Origin of the sequence: Bosea sp. OAE506 (genome assembly GCF_040546595.1) — a bacterium.
Classification (GTDB): domain Bacteria; phylum Pseudomonadota; class Alphaproteobacteria; order Rhizobiales; family Beijerinckiaceae; genus Allobosea.
On sequence record NZ_JBEPOB010000001.1, the window covers coordinates 645351 to 659436 of the forward strand.

12 protein-coding genes are annotated in these 14086 nt (G+C 69.1%); 5 read left to right on the top strand and 7 right to left on the bottom strand.

Features of this window, described 5'->3' with window-relative positions; translation table 11 throughout:
* Position 1: 1 nt before the first annotated feature.
* From ABIE41_RS03095 to ABIE41_RS03105, 3 genes are all read right to left on the bottom strand, one after another.
* On the bottom strand, positions 2–1438 hold the full coding sequence (locus ABIE41_RS03095) for a phosphomannomutase (protein WP_192643359.1): 1437 nt from the start codon (positions 1436–1438) through the stop codon (positions 2–4).
* Positions 1438–2850 carry a mannose-1-phosphate guanylyltransferase/mannose-6-phosphate isomerase gene (locus ABIE41_RS03100; RefSeq protein ID WP_354191742.1) on the bottom strand — a complete coding sequence of 471 codons (1413 nt, stop codon included), beginning with the start codon at positions 2848–2850 and terminating at the stop codon, positions 1438–1440. Before ABIE41_RS03100 ends, ABIE41_RS03095 begins: the two co-directional genes overlap by 1 nt.
* Positions 2851–3041: 191 nt before the next feature.
* Entirely contained in the window at positions 3042–3644 is a 603-nt protein-coding gene (locus ABIE41_RS03105; protein ID WP_192643360.1) for an HAD family hydrolase, read from the bottom strand.
* Positions 3645–3754: 110 nt separating this feature from the next.
* Between ABIE41_RS03105 and ABIE41_RS03110 the strand changes: the two genes are divergently transcribed.
* Entirely contained in the window at positions 3755–4642 is an 888-nt protein-coding gene (locus tag ABIE41_RS03110) for a protein-methionine-sulfoxide reductase heme-binding subunit MsrQ (RefSeq protein WP_192643361.1), read from the top strand.
* A 59-nt stretch (positions 4643–4701) separates the two neighbouring features.
* Positions 4702–6420 (top strand): MFS transporter, encoded by a 1719-nt coding sequence (locus tag ABIE41_RS03115; protein WP_192643362.1) that lies wholly within the window; start codon positions 4702–4704, stop codon positions 6418–6420.
* A 25-nt stretch (positions 6421–6445) separates the two neighbouring features.
* Here ABIE41_RS03115 and ABIE41_RS03120 read toward each other — a convergent pair whose 3' ends face one another.
* Together ABIE41_RS03120 and ABIE41_RS03125 are read right to left on the bottom strand one after the other, a co-directional pair.
* Positions 6446–6955: a hypothetical protein gene (locus ABIE41_RS03120; RefSeq protein ID WP_192643363.1), complete on the bottom strand. Its 510-nt coding sequence runs from the start codon at positions 6953–6955 to the stop codon at positions 6446–6448.
* 151 nt (positions 6956–7106) lie between these two features.
* Complete coding sequence (locus ABIE41_RS03125) at positions 7107–7904, bottom strand: undecaprenyl-diphosphate phosphatase (protein ID WP_192643364.1); 798 nt, start codon at positions 7902–7904, stop codon at positions 7107–7109.
* Positions 7905–8145: 241 nt separating this feature from the next.
* Here ABIE41_RS03125 and ABIE41_RS03130 point away from each other — a divergent pair, with 241 nt between their 5' ends.
* From ABIE41_RS03130 to ABIE41_RS03140, 3 genes are read left to right on the top strand one after another with little or no spacing between them, the layout of a single operon-like run.
* The gene (locus ABIE41_RS03130; RefSeq protein WP_192643365.1) at positions 8146–8838 is read left to right on the top strand and encodes a glutathione S-transferase family protein; all 693 of its coding nucleotides are present in this window, start codon (positions 8146–8148) and stop codon (positions 8836–8838) included.
* Positions 8736–9974: a tRNA epoxyqueuosine(34) reductase QueG gene (gene queG, locus ABIE41_RS03135; protein ID WP_192643366.1), complete on the top strand. Its 1239-nt coding sequence runs from the start codon at positions 8736–8738 to the stop codon at positions 9972–9974. The genes ABIE41_RS03130 and queG overlap by 103 nt, the downstream gene beginning before the upstream one ends.
* Positions 9971–10834: an SDR family oxidoreductase gene (locus tag ABIE41_RS03140; protein ID WP_192643367.1), complete on the top strand. Its 864-nt coding sequence runs from the start codon at positions 9971–9973 to the stop codon at positions 10832–10834. Before queG ends, ABIE41_RS03140 begins: the two co-directional genes overlap by 4 nt.
* A gap of 16 nt (positions 10835–10850) precedes the next feature.
* Here the strand turns inward: ABIE41_RS03140 and olsB are convergent, their stop codons facing one another.
* Positions 10851–11810 (bottom strand): l-ornithine N(alpha)-acyltransferase, encoded by a 960-nt coding sequence (gene olsB, locus ABIE41_RS03145; protein WP_192643368.1) that lies wholly within the window; start codon positions 11808–11810, stop codon positions 10851–10853.
* A 102-nt stretch (positions 11811–11912) separates the two neighbouring features.
* Positions 11913–13997: an ATP-binding protein gene (locus tag ABIE41_RS03150; protein WP_192643369.1), complete on the bottom strand. Its 2085-nt coding sequence runs from the start codon at positions 13995–13997 to the stop codon at positions 11913–11915.
* Between the last annotated feature and the right edge of the window lie 89 nt (positions 13998–14086).

Sequence of the window (14086 nt, forward strand, 5' to 3'; positions counted from 1 at the left end):
CTTACCATACGCTCGAGCTATCCATCGCCTGCTGCGCAAGAGCCAGCCCTTTGGCCAGCAGAGGGCCCGCCGCTGCCTGGTCCATCGCCTCGACATAGACGCGCAGTTCGGGCGCGTTGCCGGAGGCGCGGAAATGGACGGTGTTGCCGTCGCCCAGGGTGAGGCGCAGGCCGTCGCGCCGATCACGCGCCGCGACGCCGCCATGCGCGGCGAAGCTTGCATTGCGGAAGGCCGGGTCCTCGGCATCGAGCCGCGCGATCAGCGCCGCGGTCTTCTCCTGCGGCACCTCCTGCAGGCGGTCCGACAGCGCGACGGCGAATTTGCGCTCGGCGGCAAGGCGGCTCAGCGGCGCGCCGGCTTCCGCCACGCCGGTCAGCACCGCGAGGATCGGCAGCACCGCGTCACGCGTCGGCAGGGCGGCGAGACGGCGCCCGCCGCGCTCGACATCTGAGCCGAGCAGCACGCCGCCATTGGCCTCGAAGCCGACGACGCAGGCCGCGCCATCGGCCGCCGCCTGCCCCATGCCGGCGATCACATAGGGCGAGCCGACACGCGTCCGGACGACCTTCGGGAACAGACCCGGCCGGTCCAGCGCCGAGTTCGAGGTGACGGGCGTGACGATCGCGTCCGCGCCCAGAAAACTGGCCGTCAGCGCGCCGACGAGATCGCCGCGCAGGAAGCGGCCGGCTTCATCGGCGACGAGCGGCCGATCGGCGTCGCCATCGGTCGAGACGATGGCATCGAGCCGGCTTTCGCGCGCCCAGCCGGCTGCGAGCGCGACATCTTCGGGCCGCAGCGCCTCCGTATCGACGGGAATGAACCGGTCCGATCGGCCGAGCGCCACGGGCTTCGCGCCCAGCGCCGCCAGAATCTCGCACAGCACATCGCGCCCCACGGCGGAGTGCTGATAGACGCCGACGGTAAGGCCATCCAGCGCCGCGGGCCCGAAGAAATCGACATAGCGGGCCCGATAGGCCGAGAGCGCATCGAGACTGTCGGGTGTCGCGGCTTCGGCGGGCACCGCGGAGAGGTTCAATGCCGCGTGATGGGCGAGGATGCGCCCTTCATCGGCTTTGTCGATCTCGCCCTGGCTCCGGTAGAATTTCAGCCCGTTTCGATCATCCGGGATATGGCTGCCGGTGACCATGATCGCCGGCGCGCGGCCCTGCAGCGACGCCAGCGCCAGGGCCGGTGTCGGCACAGCACCGCAATCGATCGGGACCAGCCCCGCATCGGCGACCGCCCGCGCGCATTGTGCGGCGATCAGCGGGCTGGAGGAGCGCAGATCGCGCCCGATCAGCACCTCGCCGCCGGGACCGGCCGCGCCGTCCTCAGCGATCATCGCGCAGAACGCGCGGACATGGCTGTAGGCGGGCAGACCGACCAGTTCGGAGACAAGGCCTCGCAGGCCGGAGGTTCCGAATTTCAGGCTGGTCATCACGACCGCCTGTAGATGTCTTCGATGCGGACGATGTCGTCCTCGCCCAGATAGGAACCGACCTGGACCTCGATGATCTCCAGCGGGATCTTGCCCGGATTGGCCATGCGGTGAACGCAGCCGATCGGCAGATAGATCGACTCGTTTTCGTGCACGACGATGGTCTCGTCGTTGCGCGTGACCTCCGCCGTGCCGCGGACCACGACCCAATGCTCGGCGCGGTGGAAATGCTTCTGGAGCGAGAGGACGCCGCCCGGCTTCACCGTGATGCGCTTGACCTGATGGCGGATGCCGAGATCGATCGACAGGTAGCGACCCCAGGGGCGCTGGACCTCGCGATGGGCTCCGGCCTCGGATTCGCCGCGGGCGGTGATCAGCGCCACCATGTCCTTGACCTTGTCGGCGCGGGCCTTGGGCGTGACGAGCACGGCGTCGCGGGTCGAGACGACGGCGATGTCGTCGAGGCCGATCACCGCGACCAGCGCATCTTCGGAGCGGATGAGGTTGTTGGCGCCTTCGAGGACATAGCCGCGTCCTTCGATGGCATTGCCCTCGCCATCCTTGTCGGCGAGATCCCAGACGGCCGACCAGCCGCCAACATCCGACCAGCCGAAATGCCCGGGCAGGACGGCGGCCTTCTTGGTCCGCTCCATCACGGCATAGTCGATCGAAATCTTCTTGGCGCGCCCGAAGGCGGCCGCGTCGAGCACAAGGAAATCGAGATCGTTGCGAGCCTGGGCGACCGCCTCGACGACGGGGCCGACGACATCCGGCTCGAAGGCCTCGAGCTCGGCCTTCATCGTCGCCGCGTCGAAGATGAAGTTGCCCGAGTTCCAGAAATAACCGTCGAGGAGATATTGCGCGGCCGTTGGGGCATCGGGCTTCTCGACGAAGGCGGCCACCGCACGCGCCGCCTCGCCGATCGCCTCGCCCGGCCGAATATAGCCATAGCCGGTCGCGGGATGGGTGGGAGGAATGCCGATGGTGACGATCCGTCCTTCAGCCGCGACATCGCCCGCCCGGCGGCAGGTCTCGACGAAGAGCGCGCCGTCCTGAACGACGTGGTCGGCCGCGAAGACGCCGACCACCGCATGGTCATCGGCCGCGAGCGCGAGCTGCGTCGCCGTCGCGACCGCGGCGGCCGAGTCCCGCCGCGTCGGCTCCAGCACGATCTGGGCGCTGACGCCGATCGCCTGCAGCTGGTCGAGCACCGTGAAGCGGTACTCTGCATTGGTCACCACGATCGGGCGCCCGAAGACCGCGCCGTCCGAGAGCAGGCGCATGATCCGCTGGAAGGTCGAGACCTCTCCGAGGAGCGGAATGAACTGCTTGGGCATGGTGTCGCGCGAGACCGGCCAAAGGCGCGTGCCTGCGCCGCCGCACATCACGACAGGAACGATTTTCGACATCATGGTCCCCAGATCCGGTTCAGTCTGAATAGGCTGACGATGCAGCGCAAAGCAACGGGCTGTTTCGCGTCTCTTTCCGTAAGTCTTAATTCCGGGCGGCGGGCGCCGCCTGGAACGCCGTAGCGGGGATGCAAGGGTCCGGCCGGCTCACCGCCAGCGAGGCCGTTTGAGGTGCCGGCCGCCGTCGGCCGGGGTCAGACCGCCAGGCCGCATCTCCCGAGCTCCGCCCTCAGATCGATCGGCTCGACGAAATGGATGCCCTGCATCCCGAGCGACCGGGCAGTCTCGATGTTCTTGGCGCTGTCGTCGATGAAGATGCAGTCCTGCGGCGCAAGATCGTAGCGCTCGAAGAGGATCTGGTAGATCGCCGGATCCGGCTTGATCACGCGCTCATGGGCCGAGACGACGACACCGTCGAAGCTTTGCAGGAAGGGAAAGCGGATCAGGCACTCGGCCCATTTCTCGCGCGAGAAATTGGTGATCGCATAGACCTTCTCGCCGCGGGCCTTGAGGTCCTCCAGCACCGCGACGCTGTCTTCGATCATGCCCGGAACCGCCTCGTGCCAGCGCTCGTCATAGGCGCGGATCTGCGCTTCCCATTCGGGATGGCTGGCGACCAGCAGCGCCACGCCCTCCTCCCAGCTGCGGCCGCGATCCTGCTCCAGATTCCAGGCTGCGGTGCAGACGTTCTGCAGGAACCAGTGACGCTTCGCCTCGTCGGGGATCATCTCGCGATAGACCCGGAACGGGTCCCAGCGGACGAGGACATTGCCGACATCGAAGACTGCGGTAGGCATGGTGGCTTTCCCCCTCACGGTCGAGGCTCACGGGCTTGTGTGCACCGCGATGGGACAAATGCCCGAACTCTCGCGTATCGCAAGCACGCAGAGCGAATGGAGAGACCGGAATGAACGGATGGTTGCCATGGCTGGACCGGCAGGGACGCCTGTCAGGCCTGCGGCTCGGCGTCTTCCTGCTCGTGCTGCTGCCGGCGCTAATCCTGGCGGCGGAGGCCTGGACCGGCCAGCTCGGCTCGAAGCCCTGGACGCGTGCCGTGCACGACACCGGCACCTGGGCGGTGCGGCTGCTGCTGGTGACGCTCGCCGTCTCGCCGCTGCGGCGCATCCTCGACTGGGGCAAGCTGATCGGCGTGCGGCGGATGCTCGGGCTCTCCGTGCTGGCCTATGCGAGCGCGCATCTGGCGCTCTACTGCATCGACCTCGCCTTCGACTGGGGGCTGATCGTCTCCGAGATCGTCAAGCGCTTCTATCTGGTCGTCGGCATCACCGCGCTGGCCGGACTGGTCGCGCTCGGCATGACCTCGACCGACGGCATGATCCGGCGCATGGGCGCGCGTCGCTGGCAGAGCCTGCACAATCTCGTCTACCCCGTCATGCTGCTGGCGCTGCTGCATTTCGCGCTGCAGTCGAAAATCGACGTGACGCAGCCCGTGCTGATGAGCGGACTCTTCGGCCTGCTGATGGTCTATCGCGGGCTGGAGCGGCTCAAGGTCGCCCTGACGCCGCCGGTGCTGGTGGCCGCCGCGCTCATGACAGGACTCGCCACGGCGCTGTGCGAAACCGCCTGGTATGCCTTCGCGACGGGGGCCTCCGCCTGGCTGGTCTTCCAGGCCAATGGCGACATTCTCATCTATCAGGATCTGGCTTCGCTGCGCCCCGGCCATTGGGTTGCGCTTGCGGGGCTCGCGATCGCCGCAGTGGGCGCCTTCCGCCACCGCCGGGCGGACCGCCCCCGCCGGGGTCGCAGCCCCCAGGCGGCGGGCGTCGCCCGGTGAGCATCGCCCTTGCAGTCAACCGGGTTGGCAGGCCGGGACACAGGCTCTAACCCTGTGACATGCCAGACGATCCTCACGCCCAGCCGGTAGCCGACGTCGCCAGGGCGGAGCTCGCCGCGGAGGGTGTCGAGCCGGCATCCGAGCGCAACTCGCTCTTCGTGCCGCTGCGCCAGCCGATCTTCCGGGCGGTCTGGATCGCCAGCCTGGCCTCGAATTTCGGCGGGCTGGTGCAGATGGTCGGCGCCTCCTGGATGATGACGGCGATCGCGGATTCGCCCGACATGGTCGCCCTCGTCCAGGCCTCGACCACGCTGCCGGTGATGCTGTTCTCGCTGACCGCCGGCGCGATCGCCGACAATTACGACCGAAGGCGGATCATGCTGACGGCGCAGGGCTTCCTGCTGGCGGTGTCCGTCCTGCTCGCGGCCGCCGCCTGGCTCGACCTGATGACGCCCTGGCTGCTGCTCGGCTTCACCTTCCTGATCGGCTGCGGCACGGCGCTGAACAACCCGGCCTGGCAATCCTCGGTCGGGGATATGGTGCCGCGGCGCGACGTGCCGGCCGCGGTGACGCTGAACAGCGTCGCCTTCAACATCGCCCGCAGCGTGGGCCCGGCGATCGGCGGCGCGATCGTCGCGGCAGCCGGGGCGGTCGCGGCCTTCGTCCTCAACGCCTTCAGCTATATCGCGCTGATCACGGTGCTGGCCCGCTGGCGCCCGCCCAAGGTCGAGCGCGTGCTGCCGCGCGAGACGCTGCTGATCGCGATGGGCGCCGGCGTGCGCTATGTCGCGATGTCGCCCAACATCCGCAGCGTCATCCTGCGCGCATTTGCCTATGGCTTCGGCGGCATTGTGGCGCTGGCGCTGCTGCCGCTGATCGCGCGCGACCTCGTCCAGGGCGGGCCGCTGGTGTTTGGCATCCTGCTCGGCGCCTTCGGGGCCGGCGCGGTGGTCGGCGCCTTCCTGAGCGCAAGGCTGCGCCGGATGCTCTCGACCGAATCGCTGGTGCGGGCGACCTTCGGCGCCAATGCGCTTGCCGCCGCGCTCGTCGGCATCAGCACGACGATGTGGCTGACGCTGCCGGCGTTGGCGGTGGCCGGCGCCTGCTGGGTGATGACGCTCTCCACCTTCAACGCGACGGTGCAGCTCTCGGCACCGCGCTGGGTGGTGGGCCGGGCGCTGGCGATCTACCAGATGGCGGCCTTTGGCGGCATGGCAGGTGGCAGCTGGGTCTGGGGCCAGGCGGTGCTGCATTACGGGCCGGAGCAGGCCCTGCTGCTCGCCGCCTTCTCCCTGCTGGCCGGCGCCGCGCTCGGGTTCCGCTACAGGCTGCCCCCGCTGGAGGCGCTCAATCTCGACCCGCTCAGCCGCTGGCGCGAGCCGAAGGTCGCCGTCGACATCGAGCCCCGCAGCGGCCCGGTAATCGTCACCATCGAATGGCTGATCCGCGAGGAGGACGTGGTCGAATTCCTCAAGGCGATGGCCGAGCGCCGCCGCATCCGCCGCCGCGATGGCGCGCGGCACTGGACCCTGCTGCGCGACCTGACCGATCCGGAGCTCTGGATCGAGCGCTACGACACGCCGACCTGGGTCGAGTATGTGCGGCAGGCGCAACGCATCACCCAGGCTGATGCCGAGATCACCGACAGGGTGCGCGCCCTGCACAAGGGACCCAATCCGCCCGTCGTCCACCGGATGATCGAGCGCGAGCCGGCGACGCTGCCGCGTGGCCTGCCGCCTCAGCAGAGCCGGGAGGACGGGCCGGGACATCCAGGGTGAAGCCCGCGCAGGGTGAAGCACGCGGCTAGTTCCGCGGCCAGAGCCCATCCGGCAATCGCTCGGGATCATAGCTGCCCGGGCGGGACCAGAAAGCGAGCTGGAGGAAACCAGCGGCCAGCAATCCACCGGGAATACCGGGCCAGATCGCCTTGCCGATCGGTACCTGTCCCACAAGAGCCAACAGCAGGAGCCCGAAGGTGGGAACCGCGATCACCACGGCGCCGATCGTGATCACGAGGTGCCTGATCGGCGAGAAGCCCCGGCGGAAGACGATGCGAGCCCTGTCCTGCGGCGAGAGGCGGCGATGCAGATCCGCGAGGAAGTCGACGAAGGCGCGGCTTCGTCCCTCGGCAATCTGGCCATCCAGCGTGGAGGAATGCACGACCAGGGGCCAGCCTTTGATGAAGTCGAGCTGGATCAGCGCGGAGAGGTTCGGGGCCGGCGAGAACAGCTGAATCCGGACCGCCTTCAGCCCGGCATAGGGGCGCAGGCCCGATCGACCGTCGAGCTCATAGTCGATGCCTTCGTCGGTCAAGCGGAGTGTCGCGTTGGAGCGCTTTGCGAACCGGCCCGGTTGGCCGATGCACAGATCGTAGCGCGCCTCGTCTGGAGCGGCCGGTCCAGGTTCCATTCAGACAGCGTGCTGCAGGCAGACAGGGACCGCAAGTCCGCCCGTTCGGCGTTCGTCAGCCGTGGATCCAGAGCCCGGCCAGACCGAACAGGCCGACCACGATGCGCCACCAGGCGAAGGGGGCGAAGCCGCGCTTCGAAACGAAATCGAGGAAGCTGCGGACCACGATCAGGGCCGCGACGAAGGCTGCGACGAAGCCGACTGCAATCAGCGTGACGTCGTCGACCGTCAGGGTCTTGTAGTTCTTGAGCAGGTCGTAGGCGAAGGCACCCGCCATGGTGGGCATGGCCAGGAAGAAGGAAAACTCCGCCGCCGCGCGCTTGCTCGCGCCCAGCAGCATGGCGCCGACGATGGTCGAGCCCGAGCGGGAGACGCCGGGCACCATCGCCAGGCACTGGATCAGCCCGATCTTCAGATACATCGCGAGCGGAAAGGTGGTGGCGTCCTGGTGCTTCTCCTCAAGCTCCAGATCGTCGACGACCAGCAGGATGAGGCCGCCGGCGATCAGCGTGCAGCAGACGATGACCGGGTTGAACAGGACGCCCTTGATGAAGCCGTGCAGCAGGGCGCCGATCAGCGCCGCCGGCAGGAAGGCGACGAGCACGCCCAGCACGAAGCGCCGCGCGGCCGGGTCGCTCGGGAGGCGCAGCGCGATGTCGAGCAGGCGGCGGAAATAGACCAGTGTGATCGCCAGGATGGCGCCGAGCTGGACGAGGACCTCGAAGGATTTCCCGTTCGACTCGAAGCCGAGGAAATGGCCGAGCAGCAGCAGATGGCCGGTCGAGGACACCGGCAGGAACTCGGTGAGCCCCTCGACGATGCCGAGGATCAGCGCCTCGAACAGGTTTTCCATGGCGGCTCGTCCTCGTCGCTGTCTGGACGGTGCGTCCGCCCGGGGCCGTGGGCATCGATACGCCCAGGCCTTTGCGAATTGGTTACCAAAATCCCAACCGCATCATGGCGATTGCGCGAGAATCGCGGCCCGGCGGGTTGTGAGGCCGCGCGCGCCGCCTTATAGCGGCGCCCTGCCCTCTCGGGACAAAATTCTGTCCAGCGGCCCCGCTTCGGCCCCACCAGCCTGATTCATGAGTGCCATGGCGACGCTTCACCACTATCCGCTATGCCCGCATTCGCGCTTCATCCGTCTCGTGCTCGGGGAGTTCGGCCTCGAGGCCACGCTCGTCGAGGAGCGGGTCTGGGAACGGCGGCGCGAATTTCTCGAGATGAACCCGGCCGGCACGACGCCGGTGTTCCGCGAGGAAAACGGGCTGGCCGTGCCCGGCGCCGGCCCCATCGCCGAATATCTCGACGAGACGCGCGGGCTGGCGCTGGCCGAGCGCCGGCTCCTGCCGGAGGGGCCTGGCCAGCGTGTCGAGGTGCGCCGCCTGCTGGACTGGTTCTCGCTGAAATTCAACGAGGAGATCACCGCCCCGCTCGTGCTGGAGAAGGTGATGAAGCGCTTCATGGGCCGCGAGGAAGGTGGCGGCCCGCCCGAGATGAGCGCCATCCGCGCGGCCCGTTCCAATGTGCGCTATCATCTGCGCTACATCGCCTGGCTGACGGCCAAGCGGAACTGGCTGGCCGGCTCCGAGCTGAGCTATGCCGACCTCGCCGCGGCGGCGCATCTCTCCTGCGTCGACTATCTCGGCGACGTGCCCTGGGACGAGGATGAAGCGGCGCGCGCATGGTATGCGAGGATCAAGTCGAGGCCGAGCTTCCGGCCGCTGCTGAGCGACCGGGTGCCGGGGATGGCGCCGAGCGCCCATTACGACGACCTCGACTTCTGAAGCCCGAGCGCCTCAAGCAGGCGGTCGTTGCCCGCGCCCTCGCGGAGGGCTTTTCCGTCGCCCGCGTGGCCTCGGTCGACTCGATCCCCGAGGCGCCCGGCCGGCTCGCGCTCTGGCTGGAGCAGGGTCACCAGGGCGAGATGGCCTGGATGGAAGAGCGCACGGACCAGCGCGCCGCGCCACGCCGGCTCTGGAGCGAAGCCCGCTCGGTCGTGATGCTCGGCATGAGCTATGCGCCCGAGGGCGATCCACTGGCGGCGCTCGCCCATCCCGACAAGGCGGCGATCTCGCTCTATGCGCGCCGGCGCGACTATCACGACGTGATCAAGGGCAAGCTCAAGAGCGTCGCCGGCTTGCTCGCCGCCCAGAGTGGCGCCGACGTCAAGGTCTTCGTCGACACCGCGCCGGTGATGGAGAAGCCGCTGGCGCAGGCGGCGGGACTCGGCTGGCAGGGCAAGCACACGGTCCTGGTCTCGCGCGAGCACGGCTCCTGGCTCTTCCTCGGCGCGATCTACACTACCGCCGAGCTGCCCGTCGACGCGCCCGAGAGCGACCATTGCGGCTCCTGCCGGCGCTGCCTCGAGATCTGCCCGACAGACGCTTTTCCCGCGCCCTACCAGCTCGATTCGCGCCGTTGCATCGCCTATCTGACGATCGAGCATCCCGGCCATATCGACCCTGCTCTGCGGCCGGGCATCGGCAACCGCGTCTTCGGCTGCGACGACTGCCTCGCCGTCTGCCCCTGGAACAAGTTCGCCAAGGCGGCACGCGAGACGAGGCTTTCGCTGCGCGATGGGCTCGATGCACGTCCGCTGGACGACCTCGCCCGTCTCGACGACGCGGCCTTCCGCACGCTCTTCGCTGGCACGCCGGTGAAGCGCACCGGGCGCGACCGCTTCATCCGCAATGTGCTGATCGCGATCGGCAACAGCGGCCGTCCCGCGCTTGCGGCGAGCGCCGTGGCGCTGCTGGCCGACCCCTCGCCGCTCGTGCGGGCGATGGCGGTCTGGGCGCTGATCCGGCTCGATCCGCCGCAGGCCCGGACGCTTGCAGGCCGAGCGTTCGCGATGGAAAAGGACGAGGAGGTGCGCCGCGAATGGCTGGCGCTCCCGCCTGATACGGATGCCGCCTCATGAAGCTCCTGATCCTCGGCGTCGGCTATTCCGCCGGCTTCTTTGCCCGCGAGGCGCTGGCGCGCGGCTGGGAGGTGACCGGCACGGTGCGGTCGGCCGAGAAGGCCGGGCGGCTGAGCCAGGAGGGCATTCGTACGCTCGTCTTCGACGGTTTCGCCGTCTCATCGCCGCTGGCGACGGCGATCGCGGAGGCCGAGGCCGTCCTGGTCTCGGTTCAGCCGGCGGAAGCCGGCGACCCCGCGCTCGACCGGCTGGGCAGCCTGCTCGCGGCGGCGCCATCGCTGCGCTGGATCGGCTATCTCTCGACCATCGGGGTCTATGGCGACCATGGCGGCGCCTGGATCGACGAGGGGACCGCGCCGCGGCCGAGCTTCCGCTCGCAGCTGCGCCTGCAGATCGAGCGCGACTGGCTGGCGCTGGGCGAGCGGACCGGCAAGGCCGTGCAGATCTTCCGGCTCTCGGGCATCTATGGGCCCGGCCGCAACCCGATCGTGAAGCTGCGGACCGGCACCGCGACGCGGCTGGTCAAGCCCGGACAGGTGTTCAACCGCATCCATGTCGACGACATCGCCGGCGTGCTGATGGCCTCGATCGCCGCACCGCGCCCGGGTGCGGTCTACAATGTCACCGATGATGAGCCGGCCCCGCCCCAGGACGTGGTGGTCCATGCCGCGGCACTGTCGGGGCTGACGCCGCCACCCGAGACGCCGTTCGATCCGGCGAAGCTCTCCCCCATGGCGGCAAGCTTCTATGGCGAGAACAAGCGTGTCTCGAACGCGCTGGTGAAGCGCGAATTCGGCTACGCCTTCCGGTATGCGACTTATCGCGAGGCGCTGCCGGTGCTGCTGGCCGGCGGGGACTGAGCCCGCCGCCACGCGCTCACGCGGCGTAGCGCTGCCCTTCATCGCCGTAATAGGCGACATAGCGCTGGTCGATCGCCTCCACCGGGAGGATCACCAGCACGTCGGTGGTGCCGAACTGCCGGTCGATTACGGCGCCGGTGCCGAAGCGGGCGCCGAGCCGCAGATAGCCCTTGATCAAGGGCGGCATCTGCTTCAGCGCGAGCTTGGCGTCGACCATCTGCGCCGGCAAAAGATCCATCTCGACCCGCTGCTTGCCATGAGCTGTGGCGCTCCATTCGCCGGCCGAGCGGGCGTGGTGGTGCAGGAAGCTCAGCGGCAGGGCCAGGGCCTGCGGATCCGTACCGTCGAAGCTGGCGCAGCCGAACATCGCGTCGATGCGGTGGTGGCGGATATAGGCCCAGATGCCGTGCCAGAGCAGCTCGACGGTCTTCTTGCCGCGATAGGGCTCCAGCACGCAGGACCGGCCGAGCTCGAGGAAGCGCCGGCCCGGATGGCGGGCGATGAGCGGCGCAAGGTCGAATTCGCTTTGCGTATAGAAGCCGCCCAGCCGCTCGGCCGCGCCCTGCCGCATCAGCCGGTAGGTGCCGACGATCTTCGGCTTCACGCCGCCGAAGCGGCCGCGCGCGGCATGGTCGATCACGAGCAGATGGTCGCAGGCCGCGTCGAAGCGGTCGGCATCGCGGCGAAACATGCGGGAGACGGCATCGGGCTTCGCCGACATCTCCTGGTAGAAGACCCGGTAGCGCAGGCGCTGCGCCCGCCAGACTTCGCTGGGGCCGCGCGCGAGGCGGACTTCGAGCGAGCCGCTACGGCCGAGCGTTCCGGCCAGAGGGTCCGACTGAGCCGGCTGAAGGCCGAAACGGCGAATGGTCTCGCCACCGATCCGCCGCAAGGGAGCAAGCCCCGAGGCGAGGAGGCCCGCCGCCACGGCATTGCGAGCCGGCTCTCGGAAGCGTCCTTGGAGGTCGGGTGCCATCGTCGTCTTGTCCCCCGGGCCGCACGTTCTGGCAATGGGCCGGATATGCGCCCGACATCTGACGGGTTCGCGACGGAACTGCGACGAAGTGGTGACGTAGCGCTAGGCCGACCGGCTCAGAGGCTGCGACGCGGCGACGCGGTCGAGCCAGCGCTGGAGCGCCGCGCGTTCGAGAGGCTTAGCCAGGCAATCATCCATGCCGGCCGCGAGCGCCGCCGCGCGGTCCCCCTCGGCGACATTGGCGCTGACCGCCACGAGCGGCAGAGGTGCCCGGCCGAGGCTCTGCGTCTCCTTCTCCCGCACCGCGCGGGCGACGGCGAGGCCGTCCATGCCCGGCATGCGGATGTCGAGAAGGACGAGATCGAAGCTCGGCCCATCGCCGGCGAACCCCGCCTCGATCGCGGCCAGCGCCCGGGGGCCGTCCGGCGCCCAGACGGCGGCGCAACCGAAGCGTTCCAGCGTGCGGGTCGCCAGCAGGGCGTTGATCTCGTTGTCCTCCGCCACGAGCACGGTCAGGCGCGGGCGGGCCGGCGACTGTGGGGGAGCGCTTGCCAGCTCGGCGCTTGCCGCCAGCAGGACGGGGCGCGGCGAAAGCCGCTGATAGAGCGAGCGGGCGCGCACAGGCTTGACGAGAAAGCCCGTGAAGCCGGCTTCGCGCGGCGAGCCGAACTGGCGCCGCTCCAGCGGCGAGAGCATGATCAGGCAATCGCCGACACCGGCACGGCGTGCCTCTGCCGCCAGCGAAATGGCTTCCGTCCGGCCGATCTCCTGGTCGATCAACGCCGCATCGGAGCCGGCCGTGCCGCGCAGCAGCGCGCGGGCCTCCGCCGCATCGCTGGCGACAAGGGCGTCTCCGCCGGCCGCCAGAATGGTCTCGCGCAGGAAGCCGGCGCCGAAAGGCGCGCCGGAGACGACGAGCACGCGCTTGCCGCGCCAGTCCGGCAGTGCCGCGTGCTGGGCGTCGTCGGCGACCGGCAGGGGCAGGCGCACGCGAAACAGCGAGCCGCCGCCATCCCTGGCCTCGACCCCGACGGAGCCGCCCATCAGCCCGGTGAGCCGGCGCACGATGGCGAGGCCGAGGCCCGTGCCCTCGTGACGGCGCGCGGGCGAGACATCGGCCTGCTCAAACTCCTCGAAGATGGCCTGGCGCCGCTCCTCGGGGATGCCGGGGCCGGTATCGGCGACCTCGATGACGACCGTCTCCGCATCGCGGCCGATGCGGATGCCGACGCCGCCCTGATCGGTGAACTTGATCGCGTTGCCGACGAGATTCAGCAGGATCTGGCGCAGGCGGTCGCGGTCGCCGACGAGATGCGTCGGCAGATCGGGCGCGAGATGGGCGGCGAGCTCGATGCCCTTCACCTGAGCACGCGGGGCCATCAGCTCCGAGACGGTCTCGACGAGAACGCCGAGATCGAACCGCTCGCTGGCGAGTTCGAGCTTGCCGGCCTCGACCTTGGCGAAATCGAGAATATCGTCGACGAGCCCAAGCAGCGCCTCGCCGGAGGTACGCAGCGCTCGGACATAGGTCGCCTGTTCCGGATCGAGCCCGGTGTCGCCGAGCAGATCGGCCATGCCGAGGATGCCGTTGAGCGGTGTGCGGAATTCGTGGCTGACGGTGGCGAGGAAGCGCGACTTCGCCTCATTGGCGCTTTCGGCGCGGGCGCGGGCCTCGACCAGTTCCTGCTCGGCGGCGATGCGGGCGGTGATGTCGCGCCCGACACGCTGCAGCACGGTCTGGCCCAGCGCGACCGGGACCACTGTCTCGACCCAGGAGACCCAGCGCTCGCCCTGCGGCGTCGCCAGGCATTCGTCGAAGACACGGGCACCACCCTCCAGGGCCAGAGCGGGTCGGCAGGCGATGAGTTGCGGCTGGGCGAGCGAGCCGACCACCTGCGCCTCGTCGAGCCCCAGCAGGGCAGCATAGGCGCCATTGGCATAAACGATGCGAGCACCGTCGCGCCGTACGATCAGGTCACCCTGCGCCTCGATCAGACTGCGGTAATGCTCCTCGCTGTCGGCCAGCACCCAGAGGCGGTCGTTCAGCGCCTCGACGTCGCTGGCGAGTTCCGCCGCCTGCTGGACGATCCGCTCGCGCTGCCGCAGCAGCAGAACGGCGGCAACGGTGGCGAAGAGCGCCAGCACCAGCAGCGAAACCGCTGCCCAGGATGATGAGGAAATATCCATGGCGCCACCCTAGCAGCGGCGCGTTGAGGAAAGGTTGGACGAAAGCGCGAATGCAACGGTGCATTGAGGGCAATTCGTTAACCCTCTCA